Source organism: Pseudomonas sp. NFACC32-1 (assembly GCF_900101215.1).
GTDB lineage: Bacteria > Pseudomonadota > Gammaproteobacteria > Pseudomonadales > Pseudomonadaceae > Aquipseudomonas.
Genome location: NZ_FMUL01000015.1, coordinates 107,987 through 134,493 on the forward strand (window position 1 = coordinate 107,987; position 26,507 = coordinate 134,493).

A 26,507-nucleotide genomic window follows, 5' to 3' on the forward strand; every position below is an offset into this window, starting at 1 on the left:
TCCCACAGTTGACTGAGTTGTTTCGACGAACGCGGTCTATTGTGGGAGCGAGCTTGCTCGCGATCAACGCACCTCAGCTCTTGACCGGCGGTTTGCGCAGCAGACTGAAGGCCATCGCCGCGAGGAACAATACGCTGAGCAGCAACACCGCCCACAGGCCGATCTTCTTCCAGTTGGTCTCGACCGGGGCCGGGGTGGTCGCGGTTGCAGCGGCGGGGATGGCGCGGACCGTGCCATTCACCGTTGCCGTCCCCAGGGTCGCCAGGCGCGCGGGACGGTAATCCGGCACCAGTGTCGTCAAGGGCAGGTTGGCCGCCTTCACGGTGGCACTGCCCAGCGCCAGACTGAAGGGACCTTCTCCACGCGCCAGGAACACCACCTGACTGGGGCGCACCGCAAAGCGCAACGCCGGTGCCTTGTCGCCCAGGCCACCGCCGCGCTCATCGACTGTCAGCTTCAATTGCTGAACGGTCTGGCCGTCGAGCTGCAGTTGGTCCTGCACCACATCCTGGCCGTTCTGGGTCAGGCGATACAGCAAGCCACTGCCCAGCGGCTGCCACGGATGGCTGCTCTCGCGCCGACCGGCCAGGATCACCGGCGCCAGGCTGTTGGCCTGGCTCAGTTCCACCTGCACTTGTTCGATGTCCAGTCCCATGGGCAACTGCCAGGTATATTCACCGGCCTTGGCAGTGCTGCCGGCCAGCGGTTGCGACCAGGCCAAGGGCAGCGGCAGGTTTTCCTGGCGGGTGCTTTGCAACTGCGCCGAGGTCAGCACCGGGGCCGATGACGGCGACTCCCACAGCAATCGCAGGTAACGGGCCGATTGCCCCGGCAGGCTCACCTCATGCTGCTCGACCCGCTCATCGGCGAAGGTCAATCGTGCCACCTGGCCTTCGCCCCATGATTGCCAGTTCTGCAGATCGTCGCTGGCCTCGATGGTGAACCGCTGGAAGCCGTCGCGCTCACTGGTCCAGTCCAGGATCAGTTGCTGCAGGGGCGCCTTGATCGCGCTGGCGTCCAACAGCCAGCCGCGCAGTTCCTCCTCCCCTGCTTCGAGGCGGCTGGACGGCTGGACTTCCACCAGCGTGCCATTGGCGTTCGATTGCACCCGCACGCTGGGCGCACGCTCGTTGTCATCGGCGGCGTTGTACAGGGGAAACCACTTCACCTCGGTCAGGGTCCGGTTTTCCCGGCTCTGGGCGGTTTCGCGAACCAGGGCATAAGCCTGGGCCTGCCCGGCCGCGTTGAATACCCGCAGGTCGCTCAGGTCGGTCTGGCGCGCCTGCAACTGGACCTCCAGGGGCAACGGAAGACGATACCAAGGGCCCTCACCGCTCAAGGCCAGTGGCACCTGGTGGGCGAAGTCCGCTGGCCTCTCCTGGGCCACGACCGACAATGTCGCCCACAACCCCACCACTCCCAGCCCGATCCGACTCAACTTGCGACTCAAGATGACACTCCCCCACTGACAGGCATCGGCGGCTCGGTCGGCGGAACCGTTTCCGGACGCTTGGGCGGCAGTGGCGCGAAGTAGCCCACTACCAGCAACAGCACACCCACACCGATAAACGACACGATCCGCGCCAGACCGCCACGGTTACTCAATTCGACAAAGAACAGCTTGGCCACCACCACGGCAATCAACGCCGCACCGATCAGCCACACCTCGCGCCGATGCCGCAGGTGCCCGCCAATCATCAGGCCCAGGGCGATCAGCGTCCAGACGATAGACAAGCCGGCCTGCACGAACATGGATTCGAGCAGCGCATCCAGTTCGAACGGTACGTCCAGCCAATGGTGGGCGCTGCGCATCACCACCGCCGTGAAGAAATCGAACAGCGACACCCCGGCGACCAACTGCGCCACCTGCCCGGCATGGGCCCAGCGGATCGCCAGTTGCGCCACTGCGCTGCGGGACCACACGTAGACGCCGAACAATGCGAACAGCAGGCCCAGCTCCAGAGGGTTGAGCAGCGGTACATAAGGCAAGGGTTCGGCGGTGCCGTCGCTGAAGGTATTGGCCAGCCAGAACCAGCCCAGCATCAGCAGGGCCAGGGGCGCCGCCGCGTAGACACGGTATTCGCGCGGCTGGGCCGAGACTGGCCACGGCCAGGCGCGTGGCGCGGCCATCAGGACCAGGTACAGGCTCGGCAGAATCGCCCAACCCAGCCAGCGCCAAGCGTTGTACTGCTCGGACAACAACAGCAGGCCGTAACGCAGTTGCAACGCCAGCACGCCGATCGACAGCCAGCAACCGAGCACATGGGCGGTACTGCGCACCTGGGTCGGCAGCATCGTGGCCAGGCGCTTCAGGGAAAGGAAATGCACGCCGAACACCAGCAGCCAGGCCAACCAGCCGTAGTCTGCCGCCGGGTGATAGCGGCTGTGCCAGGTCGCAACCAACACACAGCCCGCCGCAGGGACCAGCAAGGTGCACAGCAGCCCCAGCGCCGGCCATTTCAAACGCTGCGACAGGACGGTCCATACCGCCACGCTCAGCGCTGCGACGATCAACAGCAGGCTGCCCTGCAGGTTCGCCGGGGCGAAGCGCAGCACTTCGCTGACCCACGCCAGGGCCCACCAGCCGGCGCCCCAGACCAGCAGCAATTCGGACAGGCGCTGCAAATTCAAGGCATCGAATGCCGTGCCCGATCGATCCCGCTGCAGCCGCCATGCACCGATCAGCGCCGCCAACCCCAGCACCATTGGCGTCCAGAAGCCACTGTGGGCCAGAGGGCGCAGATCCTCGGCGTCGAGCGGACCCAGCAAGGCCGGCCCCGCCATCAGGAACGCCGCGCCGCCCACCAGTTGCAACAGCAGGCCGAAGACAAAACTCATGCGCTGCTTGAGGTACAGGCTCAGCCAGATGATCAGCAGGCCGCTGGCGGCCCATACCCCGCTCGCCGTCTGCCAGGGCAGGACAAACAGCACGGCCAGGTTGATCAGCACCAGCCCCGCCAGCAGCACGACCGACAGGCCGCGCAACAACCGGACGTCCCTGCGCACCATGTCGTCGCGGGCCGCCAGCAACATGCCGCCGATCAACGCCAGACCGATCAGGGAGGCGCTGAGCAAACCGCTCCAGCCGGCATCGAACACCGCCGCCGAGTCCCCTTCGGCGCCGCGCAGGCGCATCAGGAACAGCGCGCCGCCCAGCAGTTGCACGGCGAACGCCGTGAACAGGAAGCTGCGCGATTGCAGGCGCAGGCCGACGAACAGCGTCACAAGGCCGGCCAATGCCCAGGCGATGGCGGTGCCATGGGTGAAGAAAAACAACGGGGCCAGCAGATAGAGGAAACCCAGGCCCAACACCGCCAGCACCGACTGGCCCTGGCGCTCCCAGGCGTGGGTGTGCGCGGGATCCGCCTTGCGCAACTGAAGGAAGCTGAACAGCAAGGCGCCACCGATCATCAGGCTGCCCAGCGCAGGCGCATCGAGCAGGCTGCTTTCGCCAAGGCTCACCTCGCCGAGGAAGGCACGTGCCGCCCCCAGTTGCAGCAACAAGGCAAAGGCCCTGGCCAGTGGTCGTTGCTGACGCAACCCCAACCAGAAGATCCCGGCGCCTTCCACGGCCCAGGCCGCCGAAGTCCAGCGGGCGTCGAGCCCCAGGGGAATCGCCAGGCTGGCGAAAATCACCCCCAGGGCCAGGCAGGTTTCAGCCAGCAGCAAGGCTCGCCCGCCCATCAATACCCGCGCCAGCCCCATGTAGATCGCACCCAGGGCCAGGGCGCTGAACGCCGCGGCGAGCTCCAGGTGCTGCACCAGGGCGTATTGCAGGCCGAAACCCACCAGCGGCGGACCGAACAGCATCGTGCCGTCCACGTAATCGCCCTTGCGCGCCGACCAGCGCAGCAACGCCTCGCGACTCTCATCCTCAGGCGCGCCTGCGGTTTCCAGCAATTTGCGACGAGTGAACAGCAGGCCGATCGCCAGGTACATCAGGAAGAACACGATCAGGAACGGCTCGGTACTCCAGAACAGCTCCGGCGTGTAGGAGCGCAGGCCCCAGGCGACACCGATGCCGAAGGTGCCGACAAAGCCGATCAGGTTGAGCAGGCGCCAGGCCTTGAACCAGGCAATGGCCAGGATGCCGGTGTTGAGCAGGATGAAATAGCTGAATAGCGCAACGTGATTGCCACTGCCAGTGGAGGTCAGGATCGGCGCGGCAAAACCACCCAGGGCGGCCGCTGCGGCCAGGCCCATGGCGTTCTGGGTGACCGCCAGGATCGCCGAGAACACCGTCACCGCCACCAGCAAGCCCAGCGCCGCCTTCGAGTCGAGCAGCGGGTGCAGGCGCATGGCGGCGAACACCGTCAGGTACAGCACCGCGATGCCGGTGCCCTGGAGCATCAAGGCGTAGTTGCTGTTGCGCTGGCGCAACCACCAGCCGAGGGCCAACAAGCCCAGCGCACTGGCTGCGACGCCGGCGTAACGCAGCTCGATCGGCACCACCATGCCTTCGGTGGCATAACGCAGCAGGAACGCCAGGCCGAGGAATAACAGCACCACACCGACCCGCAACACGGTATTGCCGCCGAACAGCCAGTTTCGCGCCCCCGCCATGGCCCGCTCGATGAAATTCGGGCCACGGGGCGCAGTGGGTTCAACAACCTTCGTTTCCAGGGTTTCCTGTCGGCGCGCTTCGCGCCTGGACACCGTTGGCGCCGGACGCCAGAGGTCGTCGGGCAAAGGTTGGCTGGCTTGTGTGCCGGCCATCGCGGGAGTGGGCGCAAGGTCAGGCGGCAGTTCCCAGACCAGCTCCGGCTCCGGCTCTGGTGTGGGTTGCGTCCGCACTTCGGGTTTCGGCGCCTCGGCCACTACGACCTGCGGTGCTGGCGTCGGTTCGCTCGGCGCGGCAACGGGGCCACGCTCCAGCAGCGCCAGACGGGCCTCCAGTGTCAGCAGGTTTTTCTGGGCGTCCTGCAGCAAGCTCTGTTGCTTGGCGGCCTGGGTGCCGAGACGGCTCAGCCGGACACCCTGGGCGATGCCAAGCCCCAGCAACCCGCCTATCAGCGCGTCGGCCAGCGACTCATCCACCACCCAGCCCAGTGCCAGGCCCAACAACGTCAAGATCCATTGCATGGTCGATATCCCTAAGCGGCCCGTTGCGGGCATGACCGGGGTGATGCGATGCCTGGATCAGTCTAGTGGAAGGGCACAAACCCTGTGGGAGCGAGCTTGCTCGCGATAGCGGCATGACAGACACCATCAGGTTGACTGACACACCGCTATCGCGAGCAAGCTCGCTCCCACATCGGATTGTTATCGCTGCCAATGACTGAGCCCGGCCACACAGCCCGGCGAAACTGGCGCCTAGTATATCGACGAAGCCCAGCCGCCGTTGGGCTTCGCTCACATTTCTGGAAGCCAGGCCTATTCCAGTGCTTTCCAGATATCGGTGGCGTACTCACGGATGGTGCGGTCGGAGGAGAACCAGCCCATGCGTGCCGTGTTAAGCACTGCCGAGCGCCACCATTGCTTGGAGTCGTGCCAACGCTCCTCGACCTTGGCCTGGGCGTTCCAGTACGCATCGAAATCGGCGCAGACCAGGAACCGGTCATAGTCCACCAGCGAATCCACCAGCCCGGCGTAGCGCATTGGATCGTCCGGTGAGAACACCCCGCCACGGATCGCCTGCAAGACGTCGTTGAGACGATGGGATGCGGCGATGTCCGGCGCTGCGCTGAACTCGCCGTTGCGCTTGCGGGCTTCCACCTGCTCGGCTGTCAGGCCGAAAATGAACATGTGCTCGCCACCCACGCGCTCGTGCATCTCGACGTTGGCGCCGTCCATCGTACCGATGGTCAGCGCGCCATTGAGGCCGAACTTCATGTTGCTGGTGCCCGACGCCTCGAAACCGGCGGTGGAAATCTGCTCCGACAAGTCCGCCGCCGGGATGATGCTCTCGGCCAGGCTGACGTTGTAGTTGGGCAGGAATACCACCTTGAGCAGACCGCGCACCGTCGGGTCGTTGTTCACCACCCGGGCGATGTCGTTGGTCAGCTTGATGATCAGCTTGGCCTGGTGATAACTGGCGGCGGCCTTGCCGGCGAAGATCTTCACGCGGGGTACCCAGTCCACCTCCGGCTCGGCGCGGATCGCCTGGTACAGCGCCACGGTATGCAGCAGATTGAGCAACTGACGCTTGTATTCATGGATCCGCTTGACCTGCACGTCGAACATCGCCGACGGGTTCACGGCGATCCCCAACCGCTCGTGGATCAGGTACGCCAGGGCCTTCTTGCTGTGCAGGCGCTGCTCGGCGAATTGTTTGCGGAACGCCTGCTTGTCGGCGAACGGCTCCAGCTCGATCAGGCGCTCCTCGGGATTGTCGAGCACGCTCGGCCCGAGGGCGTCCACCATCATCGATGTCAGCTCGGCGTTGGCCTGGAACAGCCAGCGGCGGAAGGTGATGCCGTTGGTCTTGTTGTTGATCCGCTCCGGATAGAGCTTGTGCAACTCCGAGAACACCGTGCTGCGCATCAGTTGCGTGTGCAGCCCGGACACGCCGTTGACGCTATGGGAGCCGAGGAACGCCAGGTTGCCCATGCGCACACGGCGACCGTTGTCCTCTTCGATCAGCGAAACCGAGCGCAGTACGTCGAAGTCGTGTATGCCCTTGGCCCGCAACGAGTCGATGTGCTGGGCATTGATCAGATAGATGATCTGCATGTGCCGCGGCAGCATGCGTTCCATCAGGCCCACCGGCCAGGTTTCCAGGGCCTCGGGCAACAGTGTGTGGTTGGTGTAGGACAGCGTGTCCTGGGTGATCTGCCAGGCCGCATCCCACGCCACGTCATAGACGTCCACCAACTGGCGCATCAGCTCGGCCACGGCGATGGACGGGTGGGTGTCGTTGAGCTGGATCGCCGCATGGTCGCCCAGGGTCAGCACCGAGGTGTGCATGTTGCGATGACGACGCAGCAGGTCTTGCAGCGAGGCGGCGACGAAGAAATATTCCTGGCGCAGGCGCAGTTCCTGGCCGGCCTCAGTGCTGTCGGCCGGGTACAGCACCCGGGAAATACTTTCGGCCCGGGCCACTTCCGCCACCGCGCCCAGGTGGTCGCCGGCGTTGAAGCGTTCCAGGTGCAACTCTTCCATGGCACGGGCGCGCCACAGACGCAGGGTGTTGACGCTGGCGCCGCGCCAGCCCACCACGGGGGTGTCGTAGGCGATGGCCCGTACGGTTTCTCCCGGGGACCAGACTTGCCGGGTCTTGCCGGTGTCGTCAGTGACGGTCTCGACACTGCCGCCGAAGCCGATCGTATAAACCACCTCCGGCCGTTCGAACTCCCAGGGGTTGCCGAAATCCAGCCAGTGCTCGGTCTGCTCCTGCTGCCAGCCGTCCACCACGGCCTGGCGGAACAGGCCGTGCTCATACCGGATGCCATAGCCATGGCCGGCAATACCCAGGGTCGACATGCTTTCCATGAAGCATGCCGCCAATCGGCCGAGACCGCCGTTGCCGAGCGCCGCGTCGGGCTCGAGCAAACGAATGCGCTCCAGGTCCACGCCCAGCTCGGTCAGGGCTTCGCGCGCAGTGTCCAGCAGGCCGAGGTTGCTCAGGCTGTCATACAGCAAGCGGCCGATCAAAAATTCCAGGGAGAGGTAATAGACCCGCTTCTGGCCCTTGCGATAGATCTGTCGCGTATGGTCCATCCAGTGATCGACCATATGGTCGCGGGCGGCGAGGGCAATGGCTTCGAACCAGTCGTGATCAAACGCATGATCGGGGTCCTTGCCGACGGCATAAGTGAGTTTGGTCAACACGGCGTCGCGAAACGCAGCGACTTCAGCTTCGCGAACAAGTGGTTCTTGAGTCATGGAATTAAGACCTCGAACGGACATGGAATTGTCTGAGCCTAGACGGTCTGACAGACGGTCAAGGCGCTTGGTTCGGTGGTTTTTCCCCAAGTGTCGGAGAATTGCCGTCAGGGAACTGCCGGATGGACGAATGAATGCAGGGGCCGTGCCGCTGTCGGAAGGGTTTCTTGAAATCGAAAAAAAACGGCGGATGGTCGTTCAAAATTTCACCAGTCCCGGTATGATCGCGCGCCCTGACGCATGCTGGTACACCCTGATGATGAAGCCCAACCTGATCGCCGCCGCGGAGATCGACCGACTCGATACCTGGGCCCGGTATTCGGCCCCGATGTGCGGTTCCTGCGTGTCGAGCTGCTGCACACTACCGGTCGAGGTCAAGATCAAGGACCTGATCCGGATCGGCATCGTCGATGAGTTCGAACTGGGCGACCCACCGAAGAACATCGCCAAGCGCCTGCAAAAGGAAGGGATCGTCGAGCGCTACAACCAGAAGTCCGAGATTTTCACGCTCCAGCGCATGAGCAACAACGATTGCCTGTATCTGGACCGTAAAAGCCGCTTGTGCACCATTTACGAGAAGCGCCCGGACACCTGCCGCAACCATCCGCGAATTGGGCCACGGCCGGGCTATTGCGCCTACAAACCCAAGGAAGTGGAGCGCGAGCGCAATCCGCGGACGCTGGATCGCTTTTGATCTGGCGGTTTGTGGCGCCTGAGCCGCCGCTATCGCGAGCAAGCTCGCGATAGGGGTCTCAAGGCATCCCACAAATCCCGGGCACAAAAAAACGCCCCCGATCTCACGACCGGGGGCGTTTTTCATTCAGCCTGGGCTAGACGATCAAGCCTTGGCTTTCTTGGCAGCGCGGGTACGCTCGCCTTCGTCCAGGATCTTCTTGCGCAGACGAATCGACTTCGGCGTCACTTCGCACAGTTCGTCGTCCTGGATGAATTCCAGGGCCTGTTCCAGGGTGAAGCGAACAGGTGGAACCAGGGCGATGGTTTCGTCCTTGCCCGAAGCACGCATGTTGTCGAGCTTCTTGCCCTTGGTAGGGTTGACGCCCAGGTCGTTGTCACGGCTGTTCAGACCGACGATCTGGCCGTTGTAGATTTCCTGGCCGTGCTCGACGAACAGCTTGCCACGCGCCTGGAGGGTTTCCAGGGAGTAGGTCAGCGCCTTGCCGGTCTCGACCGATACCAGTACACCGTTCTGACGGCCGGACATGTGGCCGGACTTCATGGTGTCGTAGCGATCGAAGATCGAGGTCAGGATGCCCGCACCGTTGGTCAGGGTCAGGAACTGGTTGCGGAAACCGATCAGGCCACGAGCCGGGATGTTGTATTCCAGGCGTACACGGCCCTTGCCATCCGGGGACATGTTGGTCAGGTCGCCCTTACGCAGGCCCATCTCTTCCATGACCTTGCCCTGGGATTCCTCAGGGATGTCGATGGTGACGTTTTCGAACGGTTCCTGCTTGACGCCGTCAACGACACGAATGATCACTTCCGGACGGCCTACGGCCATTTCGAAGCCTTCGCGACGCATGGTTTCGATCAGTACCGAGAGGTGCAGTTCACCGCGACCGGACACCTTGAACTTGTCGGCCGAGTCGCCTTCTTCAACGCGCAGTGCAACGTTGTAGAGCAGCTCCTTGTCCAGACGCTCCTTGATGTTGCGGGAGGTCACGAACTTGCCTTCCTTGCCGCAGAATGGCGAGTCGTTGACCTGGAAGGTCATGGAAACGGTCGGCTCGTCGACGGTCAGTGGCTTCATCGCCTCGACAGCGTTTGGATCGCACAGGGTATCGGAGATGAACAGCTCTTCGAAACCGCTGATGCAGACGATGTCGCCGGCAGCGGCTTCTTCGACGTCCACACGGTGCAGGCCGTGGTGACCCATCAGCTTGAGGATACGGCCGTTGCGCTTCTTGCCGTCGACATCGATCGCCACCACCGGAGTGTTCGGCTTGATGCGACCGCGGGCGATACGACCGACGCCGATCACACCCAGGAAGCTGTTGTAGTCCAGGGCCGAGATCTGCATCTGGAACGGACCGTCACGGTCAACGGCAGGCGCCGGGACGTTGTCGACGATCGACTGGTACAGCGGGGTCATGTCTTCGGCCATGGCGGTGTGGTCCAGGCCGGCGATGCCGTTCAGGGCCGAGGCGTAGACGACCTGGAAGTCCAGTTGTTCGTCGGTGGCACCCAGGTTGTCGAACAGATCGAAGATCTGGTCCAGTACCCAGTCAGGACGCGCGCCCGGACGGTCGACCTTGTTGATCACGACGATCGGCTTCAGACCGGCTTCGAAGGCCTTCTTGGTCACGAAACGGGTTTGCGGCATAGGGCCGTCCTGGGCGTCCACCAGCAGCAGCACGGAGTCGACCATGGACATGACGCGCTCTACTTCACCACCGAAGTCGGCGTGACCGGGGGTGTCCACGATGTTGATGTGGTAACCGTTCCAGTTGATGGCGGTGTTTTTCGCCAGGATGGTAATACCGCGCTCTTTTTCCTGGTCGTTGGAGTCCATCACGCGCTCGTCGTTGAGCTCGTTGCGCTCCAGGGTGCCGGATTGACGCAAGAGTTTGTCTACCAGGGTGGTCTTACCATGGTCAACGTGGGCGATGATGGCGATGTTGCGTAGATTTTCGATCACTTGTGTATCTCGATCAGAGGATTCGGTGTGCTGACAGGTCGTGGCAGCGATTTACGTTGAGTCCGACAAAGCCGTTACAGCCTGTCGGCGGCGTCGGGGGGCCGGTGACGCAGGCCACAGGCAAACAGCCCCGGGCACTTAGCTCGGTCGATAAACGCGCACATTGGCATGCCCCTCACTGAGCAAATGGTGAACATGCAGGCGACTCATCACGCCTTTGCCGCAATACAACAGGTACTGGCGAGTAGGGTCCAGTTCCTTGAAACGCGCGTTCACTGCATAGAACGGCATCGTTTTTACCTCGACGCCGGCGACGCTCAGCGGGTCATCCTCAGCTTCATCCGGGTGACGGATGTCGATGACGATCTGACCGGCCAGCGCTTCGCCGACTTCTTCAACCTGGAGGTCCTGGCCCAATTCGTCGATCACCCGATCGATGGGAACCAGCCTGGCGTTTTCGAGCGCACGCTCGAGTACCGCCATGTCGAATTCTTTTTCTTCGTGCTCCACGCGCCCGCGCTTGGCGGCCGTCTTCGGATTGACCGAGATGACCCCGCAGTACTCCGGCATGTGCCGGGCAAATTCGGCGGTGCCGATGGCGGTGGCCGTGTCGATGATGTCCTGCTTGTGGCTGGCGATCAGTGGGCGCAGCACGAGTTTCTCGGTGACACAGTCGATGACCGACAGGTTCGGCAGCGTCTGGCTCGACACCTGGGAAATCGCCTCGCCGGTGACCAGCGCATCGATATGCAGCCGGTCGGCGATGCTGGACGCGGCACGCAACATCATACGCTTCAAAATGACGCCCATATGACTGTTATCGACTTTGCCGAGAATTTCGCCCAGGACTTCCTCGAACGGAACGCTCACAAATAGCACGCGTTGGGAGCTGCCGTACTTCTTCCAGATGAAGTGCGCCACTTCCATCACGCCCAGTTCATGGGCACGCCCGCCGAGGTTGAAGAAACAGAAATGGCTCATCAACCCGCGACGCATGATCTGGTAGGCCGCCACGGTGGAATCGAAGCCGCCGGACATCAGGACCAGCGTCTGTTCCAGCGCCCCCAACGGATAGCCGCCGATACTGTCGTGCTGGCTGTGGATCACGAACAACCGCTGGTCGCGAATCTCGATACGCACTTCGACCTGCGGTTCTTTGAGTGAAATACCGGCAGCGCCGCACTGCTGGCGCAGACGGCTACCGACGTACTTCTCCACGTCCATCGAGCTGAACGGGTGCTTGCCGGCACGCTTGCAGCGCACCGAGAAGATCTTGCCGGCCAACGCATCGCCGTAGTGGAGCTTGCACTTGGCGACGATGTCGTCGAAATCCCCCAGGGGATATTCGTCCACCTGCAGGAAATGCGCGATGCCCGGCATGCAGCTCAGGCGTTCGGTCATCTCCTTAAGGATCCGGGGCTCGCTGACGCGGGTTTCCAGCTCGAGATTGTCCCACACGCCGTTCACCACCACGACCGGGTCCAGATCACGGAGCACGGCGCGAATGTTCTTGGCCAGCTGGCGGATGAAACGCGTCCGGACCGGGCGGCTCTTGATGGTGATCTCGGGGAAGACTTTGACGATTAGTTTCATGAAAACAGCGCGCGAACGGCCAGCCGAAAAAGGGGGGCGCGGATTATAGCGGAAATTGCTCAAGGTTTAACCAGTTAATATGCAGATGGTTTTCACTGCACCAAAACGGGTCGCTCGCATCACCAAGCGCAACATTACGGTGCGCTATTGTCCGACAATCTACTATTACAGGGCTCTGAAAGCGTGGGTTTGGTGCAAAAAACCCATGCTGGGGCACTGGCATGCAATTTGCTCCCTTGTGAGGCAGGTTGCCTTGGCCGAGTATTCGCGCCGGCATCACCCATATTCAGGGCACACCATTACCGCCCGAAGCCACCCGGAGGACATATGTCGAAGTCGGTTCAACTCATCAAAGATCATGACGTCAAGTGGATTGATCTGCGCTTCACTGACACCAAAGGCACTCAACATCACGTGACCATGCCGGCCCGTGATGCGCTGGATGACGATTTCTTCGAAATCGGCAAGATGTTCGACGGCTCCTCCATCTCTGGCTGGAAAGGCATCGAAGCATCCGACATGATCCTGATGCCGGACGACGAAACCGCGGTCCTGGACCCATTCACCGAAGAGCCGACCCTGATCCTGGTCTGCGACATCATCGAACCTTCGACCATGCAAGGTTATGACCGCGACCCACGCGCCATCGCCCACCGCGCCGAGGAATACCTGAAGTCCACCGGCATCGGCGACACCGCATTCTTCGGTCCTGAGCCTGAGTTCTTCATCTTCGACTCGGTCAAGTTCAAGTCCGACATCTCCGGCTCCATGTTCAAGATCTTCTCCGAACAGGGTTCGTGGATGACCGACCAGGACGTGGAAGGCGGCAACAAAGGCCACCGTCCAGGCATCAAGGGCGGCTACTTCCCGGTTCCACCGTTCGACCACGACCACGAAATCCGTACCTCCATGTGCAACGCACTGGAAGAAATGGGCCAGACCGTCGAAGTTCACCACCACGAAGTGGCAACTGCCGGCCAGAACGAAATCGGCGTGAAGTTCAACACGCTGGTGAAGAAGGCTGACGAAGTCCAGACCCTGAAGTACTGCGTACACAACGTTGCCGACGCCTATGGCCGCACCGCGACCTTCATGCCGAAGCCTCTGTACGGCGACAACGGTTCGGGCATGCACGTGCACATGTCGATCTCCAAGGACGGCAAGAACACCTTCGCAGGCGAAGGCTATGCCGGTCTGTCGGACACCGCCCTGTACTTCATCGGCGGCATCATCAAGCACGGTAAGGCCCTGAACGGCTTCACCAACCCGTCGACCAACTCCTACAAGCGTCTGGTACCAGGCTTCGAAGCCCCGGTAATGCTGGCCTACTCGGCTCGCAACCGTTCCGCCTCGATCCGTATTCCTTACGTCAACAGCCCTAAAGCCCGTCGTATCGAAGCGCGCTTCCCGGATCCGGCTGCCAACCCATACCTGGCCTTCGCCGCTCTGATGATGGCCGGCCTGGACGGTATCCAGAACAAGATCCACCCTGGCGATGCCGCTGACAAAAACCTGTATGACCTGCCGCCTGAAGAGGCCAAGGAAATCCCACAGGTTTGCGGCAGCCTGAAAGAAGCCCTGGAAGAACTGGACAAGGGCCGTGCGTTCCTGACCAAGGGCGGCGTATTCAGCGATGACTTCATCGACGCCTACATCGCACTGAAGAGCGAAGAAGAAATCAAGGTTCGCACCTTCGTACACCCACTGGAGTATGAGCTGTACTACAGCTGCTGATCCGGTAGCGTCGCGACACGCGGCGTGAAGTGAAAAAGAGGCCTTCTTCGGAAGGCCTTTTTTATGGGCGCCAATTACGTGCATGATGAACCGCCGCCCACAGAAGACGAGACTGCCATGACCTCCCGCGTCACATTGTGCCTTGCCCTGTCAGCCGCGCTGTCCGCCAGCGCCGTCGAAGCCGCCGCCCCCGATGCCCTCACCCCCTTGCTCAATACCATCGGCGAGCGCCTGGCCATCGCCAACCAGGTAGCCTTGAGCAAATGGGACAGCGGCAAGCCTGTGGAAGATCGCCAACGCGAGCGCGAAGTCATTGCCGCCGCCGTCGCCCAGGCACCGGCCTACAAGCTGTCGGGCGAGACCGTGGAAGCGTTTTTTGCCGCCCAGATAGAAGCCAACAAACTGGTGCAATACATCGATTTGTCCGACTGGACCCTGGAAGGCAAGGCCCCGGACCTTCCGCGCCCGGACCTGGCGGGACAGATCCGCCCGCAGCTCGACCGCCTGCAGAAACGCCTGTTGCAGCAACTGGCCGACTTCGCCCCCTACCGCACCGACCCGCAGTGCCCGCAATGGCTGGCCCGCGCCACCCACCACAACAAGCAGCATCCCGTGCAACGACTCGCCCTGATCCGCGCGACCGCGCAGCTGTGCATCGCCCCGAAAACCTAAGACAAACGACACCGATCCCACAGGAGGTCGCGCGCAACAACTTGGGCCAATGCCCCTCCCTGACCTATGCTGCAACTCAATACTTTCAGTTTTCGGTCGATCTTATGGGGCGTGGTTTTTCAATCATCCTGTTCTTGCTGTTGGCGTTGCCTGCCGCCGCACAGATCTACAAGTACACCGATGCCAATGGCAACACCGCCTACAGCAACCAGCCGCCCCAAGGCATTCCGGCCCAGACGGTGGAGCTGGCGCCGCTCAACAGTATCGAACGCCAGCCGCCCGCCAGCCCGGACACACCGACACCCGTCCCAGAGCGGGAGGAACCTGGCCAGGCCTACGAAGTGCTGGAGCTGACCGACATCCCCACCGAAGAAGCCCTGCGTGCCAACAACGGCACCTTCACCGTGGGCGTCCGGGCCCGACCGCGCCTGCAAAGCCCTCATCTGTTCCGGTTGCTGCTGGACGGCCAGCCCTACGGCCAGCCAACGAACGTACCGCGCCTGCAACTGGTGAATATCGACCGAGGCGAGCACAGCCTGGCGGTCCAGGTCATCGACGGGGAGCGCCTCGTGCAACAGAGCGACACCGTCACCTTCACGGTACAACGGGTGCACCTGCCATGATCCGCTGGGCGCTCGCCGCAGGCCTCGCCCTGGTCACCCTGCCTGGGCTCGCGCAGGTCTACACCTATATCGATGCGCAAGGGAATCGGGTCTTCACCGATCAGCCGCGACCCGGCAACGCGAAGAAGGTCCAGCTGCCTCCCGGCAACCGGATACCACCCCCACCCTCCAGCACGGCGCCGGCGGCGGTGTCGCAAGAGCCGCCAAAGCCGCTGTTTCACTACGAGATGCTGCGCCTGCTGATTCCCGAACCGGATGCCACCATCCGCAGCACCGCCGGAGAGTTGATCGTCACGGCTACAAGCGAGCCGGGACTGAAAAAGGGTCACCGCTATCGCCTTCTGCTCGACGGCCAACCCACTGGCGAACCCGGGCCAAGTCCGGTGTTCGCGTTGAGCAACATCGATCGAGGCACTCATCACCTGGCGGTGGAAATCCTCGATGAGCAGGATCGTATCGTCGAACGCACCGCCAACCAGCCCTTCCATATGCAGCGCACGTCCCTGGCGCAGAAACGTCGAATCAAACCCTGCGCCAAGGCCGACTATGGCCAGCGCCCCGAATGCCCCCTCGCCGACAAGCCCAAGGAAGAAATCAGCATCCTGCCGTTTTTCTAACATTGCCAAGGCTTGCGCACTATATTGGTGCAACACGTTGCACCTTTACCCAGGCTCCCACCCATTTTGGTTCGAAAGTACCCGGAAAAACTGGCAGAACGCCACGCAATCGGGCGCAAATAGGCCGTTTCAGGCTCTAAACGCTTCTTTTCGGAGCCTTGGTTTGTTTTTTGCATTTTCCCGTTACCGGCGCGTCATTCGCGTGCTTGCTACGCTTCAAAAGAGGTCCTGATGACCATTAGCGACGCCTTACACCGCTTGCTACTCGACAATCTCACCACCGCGACCATCCTGCTCGATGCCGAACTGCGCCTCGAGTACATGAATCCGGCGGCGGAGATGCTCCTGGCTGTCAGCGGCCAGCGCAGCCATGGGCAGTTCATCAGCGAGCTGTTCACCGAATCCGCCGAGGCGCTCAATTCCCTGCGCCAGGCTGTGGAACAGGCTCACCCGTTCACCAAGCGCGAAGCGATGCTCACCGCATTGACTGGACAGACACTGACCGTGGACTACGCGGTGACGCCGATCCTGAACAACGGCGCGACCTTGTTGCTGCTGGAAGTCCATCCCCGTGATCGCCTGTTGCGTATCACCAAGGAAGAAGCCCAGCTGTCCAAGCAGGAAACCAGCAAGATGCTGGTGCGTGGCCTGGCCCATGAAATCAAGAATCCGCTCGGCGGGATTCGCGGCGCAGCCCAGTTGCTGTCCCGGGAACTGCCGGACGAAAGCCTCAAGGACTACACCAACGTCATCATCGAGGAAGCCGACCGCCTGCGAAACCTTGTCGATCGCATGCTCGGTTCCAACAAGCTGCCCTCCCTGGCGATGTGCAACGTCCACGAAGTGCTGGAGCGCGTCGGCAGCCTGGTGGAAGCCGAAAGCCAAGGCTGCATCACACTGGTGCGCGACTATGACCCAAGCATTCCCGATGTCCTGATCGACCGCGAACAAATGATCCAGGCCGTGCTGAATATCGTGCGCAATGCAATGCAGGCCATCAGCAGCCAGAACGAGCTGCGCCTGGGCCGCATCAGCCTGCGTACCCGAGCCATGCGCCAGTTCACCATCGGCCATGTGCGCCATCGCCTGGTGACCAAGATCGAAATCATCGACAACGGCCCGGGCATCCCCGCCGAGCTGCAGGAAACCATCTTCTTTCCCATGGTCAGCGGCCGCCCGGACGGTACCGGGCTGGGCCTGGCCATTACCCAGAACATCATCAGTCAGCATCAGGGCCTGATCGAGTGTGAGAGCCATCCCGGCCACACCACCTTTTCGATCTTCCTGCCACTGGAACAAGGAGCCACATCGACATGAGCCGTAGTGAAACCGTGTGGATCGTCGATGACGACCGTTCTATCCGCTGGGTCCTGGAAAAAGCCTTGCAACAGGAAGGCATGACCACCCAGAGCTTCGACAGCGCCGATGGGGTGATGAGCCGCCTGGCCCGTCAGCAGCCGGACGTCATCATCTCCGACATCCGCATGCCCGGCGCCAGTGGCCTGGACCTGCTGGCCCGCATTCGCGAACAGCACCCGCGACTGCCGGTGATCATCATGACCGCCCATTCGGACCTGGACAGCGCGGTGGCCTCCTACCAGGGTGGTGCCTTCGAATACCTGCCCAAGCCGTTCGACGTCGATGAGGCCGTTTCGCTGGTCAAGCGCGCCAACCAGCACGCCCAGGAACAACAGGGCCTGGAAGAAGTACCGGCCCTGGCCCGCACGCCGGAAATCATCGGCGAAGCGCCGGCGATGCAGGAGGTCTTCCGCGCCATCGGACGCCTGAGCCATTCCAACATCACCGTGCTGATCAATGGCGAATCGGGCACCGGTAAGGAACTGGTGGCCCACGCCCTGCATCGCCACAGCCCGCGGGCGGCCTCGCCGTTCATCGCACTGAACATGGCGGCGATTCCCAAGGACCTGATGGAGTCCGAACTGTTCGGTCATGAGAAAGGCGCATTCACCGGCGCGGCGAACCTTCGTCGCGGGCGCTTCGAGCAAGCCGACGGCGGCACGCTGTTCCTCGACGAGATCGGCGACATGCCGGCCGACACCCAGACCCGCCTGCTGCGGGTGCTGGCGGACGGCGAATTCTATCGGGTGGGCGGCCATACGCCGGTCAAGGTGGATGTGCGCATCATCGCCGCGACCCACCAGAACCTGGAAACCCTGGTCCACGCCGGAAAATTCCGTGAAGACCTGTTCCACCGCCTGAACGTGATTCGCATCCACATTCCACGCCTGGCGGATCGTCGCGAAGACATCCCGACCCTGGCCAGGCACTTCCTCAGCCGCGCGGCCCAGGAACTGGCTGTGGAACCCAAGCTGCTGAAAAACGAGACCGAGGAATACCTCAAGAACCTGCCATGGCCTGGCAACGTTCGCCAGTTGGAGAACACCTGCCGCTGGATCACAGTGATGGCCTCGGGGCGCGAAGTGCACATCGGTGACCTGCCACCGGAACTGTTGAGCCTGCCACAGGACTCGGCACCGGTGACCAACTGGGAACAGGCACTGCGCCAATGGGCCGACCAGGCCTTGACCCGTGGCCAGTCGAGCCTGCTGGACAGCGCCGTGCCGAGCTTCGAGCGCATCATGATCGAAACCGCCCTCAAGCATACGGCTGGCCGCCGCCGCGACGCCGCCGTGCTCCTGGGCTGGGGCCGCAATACCTTGACTCGCAAGATCAAGGAATTGGGGATGAAAGTGGATGGCGGGGACGATGATGACGGCGAAGAAGGCTGATCGAAGCCTTGCTATTGGCTGATCGCAAGGATTAATCGCGAGCAGCCTCGCCTCCACGATGGATTTCCAGTGTTCGCGAGCTCGTGAACACCACCGGACCTTGTGGGGGCGAGCCTGCTCGCGATGCTCTTGAAGGCACCATGCACCGCACCAATGCACCATGAACCGCAAGTGCGCACGCTGCGCCAGCCCGAATCACCCGATTCGATTCCGGAAGAACAGCCCACACGGAAGCAAAAGCCCCGTAATCCGGGGCTTTGAGCGGCTTCAGCAGGTTTTTTGTGACAAGCCATTTAAAACTGGCACGCCCCCTGCAATAACTCAAGCAACACCCAGTTTCGGGGACCTTGGTACAGGCAGGCCGGGGATTCCCCATTTTATCCGGGCTCAGAGAGCCCACCGTTTTGGGGGCCTTGATACAGGCAGGTCAAGGTTTCCCTTCTTTACACCGGGGTCGCGCACGATCGCAGCCCTCCCGTTTTGGGGTCCTTGGTACAGGCAGGCTGGGGATTCCTCTTTTATTCCTGGAGACGGACCTCCAGCCGCCAGCGGTCATCGACCTCGCTGCCGGCCCACTGGGCGCGCAACGGACGCGCCGCCACCACCGTCAGCAGCAACCCCTTTTCGCTCAAACGCACCCGCCAGTTCACGTCCTTGCCGTTGAGCTTCAACTGCCCTTTCTGCGCCCGGCCTTGGGCATCGAACAGCAACGCCACCGAGCCGTCGACAATTTCCCCGTGCAGCTTGGGCTCGTTGTTGAACCAGGCCACCAGCGCCCCATCGATGATCTCGACCTGCTGCAGCTCACTGGGCTCCGGATTGGTCAGGCGGCCGATCATCAAGCCAACCATCAGGCCAAAAATCGCCAACGAGGTCATGACCCGAGGCATTAGCTTCGAACGTCGGTCGGTTTGCGGCGTAGAATGCCGCTCATCTTTATCTGCGGAGCCGTGCATGTTTCACGTCATCCTTTTTCAACCGGAAATTCCGCCCAATACCGGCAACGTCATCAGGCTGTGCGCCAACAGTGGCTGCCACCTGCATTTGATCGAACCGCTGGGCTTCGAGATGGACGACAAACGCCTGCGGCGCGCCGGCCTGGACTACCACGAGTATGCCACCTTGCAGCGTCATGCCGACCTGGCCAGTTGTCTGGAAAGCCTGGGAAAGCCACGTCTCTTTGCCTTCACCACCAAGGGCTCGCGGCCGTTCCACGACGCCAGTTTCGTCCCGGGCGATGCATTTCTGTTCGGCCCGGAAAGCCGTGGCCTGCCGGCCGACGTGCTGGATGCCCTGACGGCGGAGCAACGCCTGCGCCTGCCGATGCGCGAAGGCTGCCGCAGCCTGAACCTGTCCAACACCGTGGCGGTGGCGGTTTATGAGGCATGGCGGCAGAACGGGTTCGCCTGATCCCTTTCTGTCAGCCAGAAACACCTGTGGGAGCGAGCTTGCTCGCGATGGCGGTGCCATCGCGAGCAAGCTCGCTCCCACAGTTTTGCCTGGCTGTGGACGCTTACTGAACGGTCGCGTCGCCTTCCTGCTGCATGCGCTGCAATTCCTGCGCGTACAGGGCATCGAAGTTCACCGGGGCCAGCATCAGGGCCGGGAACGAACCACGGGTCACCAGGCTGTCCAGGGCTTCGCGAGCGTAAGGGAACAGGATGTTCGGGCAGAAGGCACCCAGGGTATGGCTCATCGAAGCGGCATCCAGGTTCTTGATCAGGAAGATGCCGGCCTGCTGCACTTCAGCGATGAACGCCACTTCTTCGCCGTTCTTGACGGTCACCGACAAGGTCAGCACCACCTCGTGGAAGTCTTCTTCCAGGGCTTTCTGGCGGGTGTTCAAGTCCAGGCCTACGCTTGGCTCCCACTGCTGGCGAAAGATTGCCGGGCTTTTCGGGGCTTCGAAGGACAGGTCGCGTACATAAATGCGCTGCAAGGAGAATTGCGGTGCGGCTTCTTCTTCGCTGGCAGCTGTGTTCTGTTGGTCAGTCATCGCAGATCCTTCTCACTTTCAGGTGCTTAGTAGGGAATTCAGGCCTTGAGCATCGCGTCGAGCTTGCCGGCGCGCTCCAGGGCGTACAGATCGTCACAACCGCCCACGTGGGTATTGCCGATCCAGATCTGCGGCACGGAGGTACGTCCGGCCTTCTGGGTCATTTCGGCGCGCAGTTGCGGCTTGCCGTCGACCTTGATCTCTTCGAAAGCCACGCCTTTGTTCTGGAGCAGGAACTTGGCTCTGGAGCAATAGGGGCAGTAATCGCTGGAATAGACAACGACGTGGGTCATCTCACTTCACCAGGGGCAGGTTGTCGGCTTTCCAGCTCGCCACGCCACCGGACAGCTTGGCGGCGGTGAAGCCGGATTTCATCAGTTCGCGAGCGTGGGTGCCAGCCGTCTGGCCCATTGCGTCGACCAGGATGATGGTCTTGGCCTTGTGCTTTTCCAGCTCGCTGATACGCGTGGTCAGTTTGTCGTGGGGAATGTTCAGCGCGCCGACAATGTGACCGGCGGCAAACTCCTTGCCCGGACGGATATCCACCACCACGCCCGCATCCTTGTTGACCAGCGCGGTCAGCTCGCCGGTGCTCAGGCTGCGGCCGCCGCCCTGCATCGTATGAGCGATCAGCAACGCCAGCAGTACGACGAAGATGCCGACAAGAATGTAGTGGTTAGTGGCAAATTGAATCAGGTGAGCAACCATCGAAGGAGGTTCCAGGGCGTTAAAATGTCGGCCAGTATACACAGCACTCAAGGCCCGCCAAACCCCGCCCGGCGGTGACGCCATCGGAACTTACCTTTAAACTGCCCGTCCCTTTTGCATCGTCTTCTTTCAACAGCCACGAGTGGATTCCATGACTACCACGCCTAAACCTTTGGTCCTGATGATTCTCGACGGCTTCGGTCACAGTGACAGCCACGAATCCAACGCCGTTTATGCGGCCAGAAAGCCTGTGCTGGACCGTCTGTGGGCCACCGTGCCGAACGGCCTGATCTCCGGTAGCGGCATGGACGTCGGCCTGCCGGACGGGCAGATGGGCAACTCCGAGGTGGGCCACATGAACCTTGGCGCCGGTCGCGTGGTGTACCAGGACTTCACCCGGGTGACCAAAGCGATCCGCGACGGCGAGTTCTTCGAGAACCCGACCATCTGCGCCGCCGTGGACAAAGCCGTGGCAGCCGGCAAGGCCGTGCATTTCATGGGCCTGCTGTCCGACGGTGGCGTACACAGCCACCAGGACCACCTGATTGCCATGGCCGAACTGGCCTCCCGGCGCGGTGCCCAGCACATTTACCTGCACGCGTTCCTCGATGGCCGCGACACCCCGCCGAAAAGCGCCGCCTCGTCGATCGAGCTGCTGGACAACACCTTCCAGACCCTCGGCAAGGGCCGCATCGCCAGTATCGTCGGCCGCTACTACGCCATGGATCGCGACAACCGTTGGGATCGCGTGGCCCAGGCCTATAACCTGATCGTCGATGGCAATGCCCAATTCAGCGCCGCCACCGCCCAGGAAGGCCTGCAGGCCGCCTATGAGCGCGGTGAAAGCGACGAATTCGTCAAGGCCACCGTGATCGGCGAACCGGTCAGGGTCGAAGACGGCGACGCCGTGGTCTTCATGAACTTCCGCGCTGACCGGGCCCGTGAGCTGACCCGCGTATTCGTCGAGGACGACTTCAAGGAATTCGAACGCCCCCGCCAGCCGAAACTGGCCGGCTTCGTGATGCTGACCCAATACGCCGCCAGCATTCCCGCACCGTCGGCATTCGCCGCCGGCAGCCTGGAAAACGTGCTGGGCGATTACCTGGCGAAAAACGGCAAGACTCAGCTGCGCATCGCCGAAACCGAGAAATACGCCCACGTGACGTTCTTTTTCTCCGGCGGCCGCGAAGAACCCTTCCCGGGCGAAGAGCGCATCCTGATCCCGTCGCCGAAAGTCGCCACCTACGACCTGCAACCGGAGATGAGCGCTCCGGAGGTGACCGACCGCATCGTCGACGCCATTGAAAACCAGCGCTACGACGTGATCGTGGTCAACTACGCCAACGGCGACATGGTCGGCCACAGCGGCGTCTTCGAGGCGGCGGTCAAGGCCGTGGAGTGCCTGGACACCTGTGTCGGTCGCATCGTAGATGCCCTGGAAAAGGTCGGCGGCGAAGCGCTGATCACGGCCGACCACGGTAACGTCGAGCAGATGTCCGACGAATCCACCGGTCAGGCCCACACCGCCCACACCACCGAGCCGGTGCCGTTCATCTATGTCGGCAAGCGCGACTTCAAGGTCCGCGAGGGTGGCGTACTGGCTGACGTGGCGCCGACCATGCTGATGCTGTTGGGCATGGAAAAACCGGCAGAGATGACCGGGACTTCGATCCTGGTCTGATCGATCCACATCCATGTGGGAGCGAGCCTGCTCGCGATGGCGATGTAACAGTCAACATTTATGTCGGACGTTATGGCCTCATCGCGAGCAGGCTCGCTCCCACAGAGGGTCTCTTGGTCTTTTGCAGGCCAGTTATCACACAGCCCCAAATGGGCGTTTTTTTTGCAGCGTGGGGCGGGCATACTAGGCCGTCCCTTTCCCTGGTGCCTTCCGCCCCTATGCTTCGCGTCCTGATAGCCCTCGCTCTGACCTGCCTGCTCCAACCGGCTTTCGCCGATGAACGCGCGCAAACTCAACAACAGTTGGAGGCAACGCGTCAGGACATCGCCGAGCTGAAAAAGCTGCTGGGCAAGTTGCAGGAAGAAAAATCCAGCGTGCAGAAAGACCTGCGCGGCACTGAAACGGAAATGGGCAAGCTGGAGAAGCAGGTCGAGGCCCTGCAGAAAGAGCTGAAGAAAAGCGAATCCGAGCTGCAGCGACTCGATGGAGAGAAAAAAAAACTCCAGAGCGCGCGCACTGAACAGCAGAAGCTGATCGCCATCCAGGCCCGGGCGGCTTATCAGAACGGCCGTCAGGAGTACCTCAAGCTGCTGCTCAACCAGCAGAATCCCGAGAAATTCGCCCGCACCCTCACCTATTACGACTACCTGAGCCAGGCGCGCCTGGAGCAACTCAAGAGCTTCAACGAGACCCTGCGCCAACTGGCCAATGTCGAAAAGGACATCGAACTGCAGCAGGCCCAGTTGCTGGTGCAGAAAAGCAGCCTCGACACCCAGCGCGAAGAGCTCGACAAGGTTCGCAAGGAACGCCAGGCAGTCCTGGCCAAGCTCAACGACGACGTAAAGGCCCGCGACAGCAAGCTCAAGGCTCGCGAGGCGGACCAGGCAGAACTGGCCAAGGTCTTGAAGACCATCGAGGAAACCCTGGCCCGCCAGGCTCGGGAGGCGGAAGAAGCGCGCCAGAAAGCGCTGATCGCCCAGCAGGAAGCCGAAAAAAAGCGTTTGCGTGAAGCCCAGGCCGACAATAGCGATGAGCCACGCAAACCGGCCAGGCCAAGCCCTGGCGCACTGGTTTCCAGCGATGGTGAAACCTTCGGCGGTGCTTTTGCTTCCGCCCGGGGCAAACTTCCATGGCCGGTCAATGGTCGATTGCTTGCACGCTTTGGTGAAACCCGCGGTGACGACACCCGTACCAAGTGGGACGGGGTGATGATCAGCGCCTCCGCCGGCAGCCAGGTACACGCCGTCCACGGTGGACGCGTGGTGTTCGCCGATTGGCTGCGCGGTGCCGGCCTGCTGGTGATCCTGGATCACGGCAATGGGTACCTGAGCCTGTATGGCCACAACCAGACGCTGCTCAAGAGCGCCGGCGATGTGGTAAAAGCCGGCGAGTCCATTTCCACGGTCGGCAACAGTGGTGGGCAGGATACGCCGGCACTGTATTTCGCTATTCGTCAGCAGGGTCGCCCCAGTGACCCGGCCCAATGGTGTCGTGCGCAAGGATAAGCGTGCCCATCCAATTAAGGAGTTCGTTCGACATGCTGCACTTGTCCCGCCTTACCTCGCTGGCCCTGACGATCGCCCTCGTGATCGGTGCGCCCCTGGCGTTCGCCGCCGAACCGGCCCCGTCGTCCACCGCCGCCACGGCCGCCACCACCAAGGCCCCGTTGCCGCTGGATGAACTGCGCACCTTTGCCGAAGTCATGGACCGGATCAAGGCCGCCTATGTCGAGCCGGTGGATGACAAGATGCTGCTGGAGAATGCCATCAAGGGCATGCTCAGCAACCTCGATCCACATTCCGCCTACCTGGGGCCGGAGGACTTTGCCGAGCTGCAGGAAAGCACCAGCGGCGAGTTCGGCGGTTTGGGCATCGAGGTCGGCAGCGAAGACGGTTTCATCAAGGTGGTTTCGCCCATCGACGATACCCCGGCTTCCAAGGCCGGCATCCAGGCCGGTGACTTCATCGTCAAGATCAACGGCCAGCCGACGCGCGGCCAGAGCATGACCGAAGCCGTGGACAAGATGCGCGGCAAGATCGGCCAGAAGATCACCCTGACCCTGGTTCGCGACGGTGGTACGCCATTCGATGTCACCCTGACCCGGGCAGTCATCCAGGTCAAAAGCGTGAAGAGCCAACTGCTGGAATCGGGTTATGGCTACATCCGCATTACCCAGTTCCAGGTCAAGACCGGTGAAGAAGTCGCCAAGGCCCTGGCCAAGTTGCGCAAGGACAACGGCAAGAAACTCAACGGCATGGTCCTGGACCTGCGCAACAACCCTGGCGGCGTGCTGCAGTCGGCGGTGGAAGTGGTCGACCACTTCATCACCAAGGGCCTGATCGTCTACACCAAGGGCCGTATCGCCAACTCCGAGCTGCGCTTCTCGGCCACTGGCAACGACCTGAGCGAAGCCGTGCCGCTGGTGGTGCTGATCAATGGCGGCAGCGCTTCGGCTTCGGAAATCGTCGCCGGCGCCCTGCAGGACCAGAAGCGCGGCGTCGTCATGGGCACCACCAGCTTCGGCAAGGGCTCGGTGCAGACCGTATTGCCACTGAACAATGACCGCGCCCTGAAGATCACCACCGCATTGTACTTCACGCCCAATGGGCGCTCGATCCAGGCCCAGGGCATCGTCCCGGATATCGAGGTGCGCAAGGCCAGGATCACCAGCGAGCAGGACAGCGAGTACTTCAAGGAAGCCGACCTGCAAGGTCACCTGGGCAATGGCAACGGCGGTGCCGACAAGCCGACCGGCTCCGGTGCCAAGGCCAAGCCGATGCCGCAGGATGACGACTATCAGCTGGCCCAGGCCCTGAGCCTGCTCAAGGGATTGAACATCACTTCCGGCCGTTGAGATGAGCCTGCGCTTCGTCCTCGCCCTGTTGTGCCTGTTGGCGGGGGCCGCCCATGGGGCGCCCGCCACGCCACCCGCCGTCCCGCACAAGGCGTACCTGAGCCTGATCATCGACGACCTGGGACAGAACCTGCCCCGGGATCGTCGCGTGCTCACCCTGCCCGGCCCGGTCACCGCCGCAGTCATGCCCGATACACCCCATGCCGCCGAATTTGCGCGCGAAGCCCATCGCGCCGGCAAGATCGTCATGCTGCACATGCCCATGGACCCGGCCACCGGCCCGTTCGCCTGGCATCCCGAGCTACCCACCGAAGAGCTGGGCAAGCGCCTCGATGCGGCGTTCGCCGCCGTGCCCTACACCAGCGGAATCAACAACCACATGGGCAGCCGCATGACGGCTCAACCCCAGGCCATGGCCTGGCTGATGGCGAACCTGCAGCAACGTAACAAGTTCTTCGTCGACAGCCGCACCAGCGCCCGCACGGTCGCCGCCGCCGAGGCGCAGAAGATCGGGCTCGCCAGTGTGTCACGGGATGTATTCCTGGATGACGAACGCACCGAAGCGGCCATCGCCCATCAGTTCCAGATCGCCATCGACCTGGCCCGCCGACAGGGTTCGGCCGTGATGATCGGCCACCCCTATCCGCAGACCCTGGCGGTACTCGAACGCGAGCTACCCAAGCTCAAGGCCCAGGGCATCGAATGGATCGACATCAAGTCGATGATCAGCCTGCGCAGCAATCGGGCGATGGCCGGGCATGGGAAGGATGGGGTTTATCGGTAGCGGCTGGGCTCT

The 26,507-nt window shown here is 62.3% G+C and carries 21 protein-coding genes; 12 read left to right on the forward strand and 9 right to left on the reverse strand.

Annotated features, from left to right (window positions below):
• Window positions 1–73: 73 nt before the first annotated feature.
• The 3 genes from BLP99_RS21110 to BLP99_RS21120 all read right to left on the reverse strand — a co-directional run bounded on the left by BLP99_RS21110 (window position 74) and on the right by BLP99_RS21120 (window position 7,824).
• A complete protein-coding gene (locus tag BLP99_RS21110; RefSeq protein WP_072397935.1) occupies window positions 74–1,450 on the reverse strand; it encodes a DUF3999 domain-containing protein in 1,377 nt (458 codons plus the stop codon).
• The gene (locus tag BLP99_RS21115) at window positions 1,447–5,082 is read right to left on the reverse strand and encodes a DUF2339 domain-containing protein (protein ID WP_092181652.1); all 3,636 of its coding nucleotides are present in this window, start codon (window positions 5,080–5,082) and stop codon (window positions 1,447–1,449) included. Before BLP99_RS21115 ends, BLP99_RS21110 begins: the two co-directional genes overlap by 4 nt.
• Before the next feature lie 291 nt (window positions 5,083–5,373).
• Entirely contained in the window at window positions 5,374–7,824 is a 2,451-nt protein-coding gene (locus BLP99_RS21120) for a glycogen/starch/alpha-glucan phosphorylase (protein ID WP_072397933.1), read from the reverse strand.
• A 256-nt stretch (window positions 7,825–8,080) separates the two neighbouring features.
• Between BLP99_RS21120 and BLP99_RS21125 the strand changes: the two genes are divergently transcribed.
• Window positions 8,081–8,518, forward strand: coding sequence for a YkgJ family cysteine cluster protein (locus BLP99_RS21125; RefSeq protein ID WP_072398017.1), 438 nt, complete (start codon window positions 8,081–8,083; stop codon window positions 8,516–8,518).
• Between the two features lie 144 nt (window positions 8,519–8,662).
• Here the strand turns inward: BLP99_RS21125 and typA are convergent, their stop codons facing one another.
• A complete protein-coding gene (gene typA / locus BLP99_RS21130; protein WP_053147843.1) occupies window positions 8,663–10,483 on the reverse strand; it encodes a translational GTPase TypA in 1,821 nt (606 codons plus the stop codon).
• Window positions 10,484–10,621: 138 nt separating this feature from the next.
• The gene (gene thiI / locus BLP99_RS21135) at window positions 10,622–12,076 is read right to left on the reverse strand and encodes a tRNA uracil 4-sulfurtransferase ThiI (RefSeq protein ID WP_092181655.1); all 1,455 of its coding nucleotides are present in this window, start codon (window positions 12,074–12,076) and stop codon (window positions 10,622–10,624) included.
• 327 nt (window positions 12,077–12,403) lie between these two features.
• Between thiI and glnA the strand changes: the two genes are divergently transcribed.
• The 6 genes from glnA (at window position 12,404) to ntrC (ending at window position 18,472) form a co-directional block, all read left to right on the forward strand.
• The gene (gene glnA / locus BLP99_RS21145) at window positions 12,404–13,810 is read left to right on the forward strand and encodes a type I glutamate--ammonia ligase (protein ID WP_072397931.1); all 1,407 of its coding nucleotides are present in this window, start codon (window positions 12,404–12,406) and stop codon (window positions 13,808–13,810) included.
• 117 nt (window positions 13,811–13,927) lie between these two features.
• Window positions 13,928–14,482, forward strand: coding sequence for a chorismate mutase (locus tag BLP99_RS21150; protein WP_072398016.1), 555 nt, complete (start codon window positions 13,928–13,930; stop codon window positions 14,480–14,482).
• Window positions 14,483–14,586: 104 nt separating this feature from the next.
• A complete protein-coding gene (locus BLP99_RS21155; protein ID WP_072397930.1) occupies window positions 14,587–15,105 on the forward strand; it encodes a DUF4124 domain-containing protein in 519 nt (172 codons plus the stop codon).
• A complete protein-coding gene (locus BLP99_RS21160; RefSeq protein ID WP_072397929.1) occupies window positions 15,102–15,722 on the forward strand; it encodes a DUF4124 domain-containing protein in 621 nt (206 codons plus the stop codon). The genes BLP99_RS21155 and BLP99_RS21160 overlap by 4 nt, the downstream gene beginning before the upstream one ends.
• Before the next feature lie 231 nt (window positions 15,723–15,953).
• Window positions 15,954–17,039: a nitrogen regulation protein NR(II) gene (glnL, locus tag BLP99_RS21165; protein WP_072397928.1), complete on the forward strand. Its 1,086-nt coding sequence runs from the start codon at window positions 15,954–15,956 to the stop codon at window positions 17,037–17,039.
• On the forward strand, window positions 17,036–18,472 hold the full coding sequence (gene ntrC / locus BLP99_RS21170) for a nitrogen regulation protein NR(I) (RefSeq protein WP_072397927.1): 1,437 nt from the start codon (window positions 17,036–17,038) through the stop codon (window positions 18,470–18,472). Before glnL ends, ntrC begins: the two co-directional genes overlap by 4 nt.
• 518 nt (window positions 18,473–18,990) lie before the next feature.
• On the opposite strand, the gene BLP99_RS21175 is transcribed toward ntrC, so the two are convergent.
• Window positions 18,991–19,428, reverse strand: a complete 438-nt coding sequence (locus BLP99_RS21175) for a hypothetical protein (RefSeq protein WP_092181659.1) — start codon at window positions 19,426–19,428, stop codon at window positions 18,991–18,993.
• On the opposite strand from BLP99_RS21175, the gene trmL reads away from it, so the two are divergent.
• Window positions 19,427–19,882 carry a tRNA (uridine(34)/cytosine(34)/5-carboxymethylaminomethyluridine(34)-2'-O)-methyltransferase TrmL gene (gene trmL / locus BLP99_RS21180; protein ID WP_072431681.1) on the forward strand — a complete coding sequence of 152 codons (456 nt, stop codon included), beginning with the start codon at window positions 19,427–19,429 and terminating at the stop codon, window positions 19,880–19,882. The genes BLP99_RS21175 and trmL overlap by 2 nt on opposite strands.
• Window positions 19,883–19,985: 103 nt before the next feature.
• Here the strand turns inward: trmL and secB are convergent, their stop codons facing one another.
• From secB to BLP99_RS21195, 3 genes are read right to left on the reverse strand one after another with little or no spacing between them, the layout of a single operon-like run.
• Complete coding sequence (secB, locus tag BLP99_RS21185; RefSeq protein ID WP_072397924.1) at window positions 19,986–20,468, reverse strand: protein-export chaperone SecB; 483 nt, start codon at window positions 20,466–20,468, stop codon at window positions 19,986–19,988.
• Between the two features lie 38 nt (window positions 20,469–20,506).
• Window positions 20,507–20,761, reverse strand: a complete 255-nt coding sequence (grxC, locus tag BLP99_RS21190) for a glutaredoxin 3 (RefSeq protein WP_072397923.1) — start codon at window positions 20,759–20,761, stop codon at window positions 20,507–20,509.
• Window position 20,762: 1 nt separating this feature from the next.
• Complete coding sequence (locus tag BLP99_RS21195) at window positions 20,763–21,176, reverse strand: rhodanese-like domain-containing protein (RefSeq protein ID WP_072397922.1); 414 nt, start codon at window positions 21,174–21,176, stop codon at window positions 20,763–20,765.
• A gap of 151 nt (window positions 21,177–21,327) precedes the next feature.
• Here BLP99_RS21195 and gpmI point away from each other — a divergent pair, with 151 nt between their 5' ends.
• The 4 genes from gpmI to BLP99_RS21215 all read left to right on the forward strand — a co-directional run bounded on the left by gpmI (window position 21,328) and on the right by BLP99_RS21215 (window position 26,495).
• Window positions 21,328–22,857 (forward strand): 2,3-bisphosphoglycerate-independent phosphoglycerate mutase, encoded by a 1,530-nt coding sequence (gene gpmI / locus BLP99_RS21200; RefSeq protein ID WP_072397921.1) that lies wholly within the window; start codon window positions 21,328–21,330, stop codon window positions 22,855–22,857.
• Between the two features lie 218 nt (window positions 22,858–23,075).
• Window positions 23,076–24,362, forward strand: coding sequence for a murein hydrolase activator EnvC family protein (locus BLP99_RS21205; protein ID WP_072397920.1), 1,287 nt, complete (start codon window positions 23,076–23,078; stop codon window positions 24,360–24,362).
• A 32-nt stretch (window positions 24,363–24,394) separates the two neighbouring features.
• Window positions 24,395–25,711 carry a S41 family peptidase gene (locus BLP99_RS21210; protein ID WP_092181662.1) on the forward strand — a complete coding sequence of 439 codons (1,317 nt, stop codon included), beginning with the start codon at window positions 24,395–24,397 and terminating at the stop codon, window positions 25,709–25,711.
• Between the two features lies 1 nt (window position 25,712).
• Entirely contained in the window at window positions 25,713–26,495 is a 783-nt protein-coding gene (locus tag BLP99_RS21215; RefSeq protein WP_092181664.1) for a divergent polysaccharide deacetylase family protein, read from the forward strand.
• Window positions 26,496–26,507: the final 12 nt, after the last annotated feature.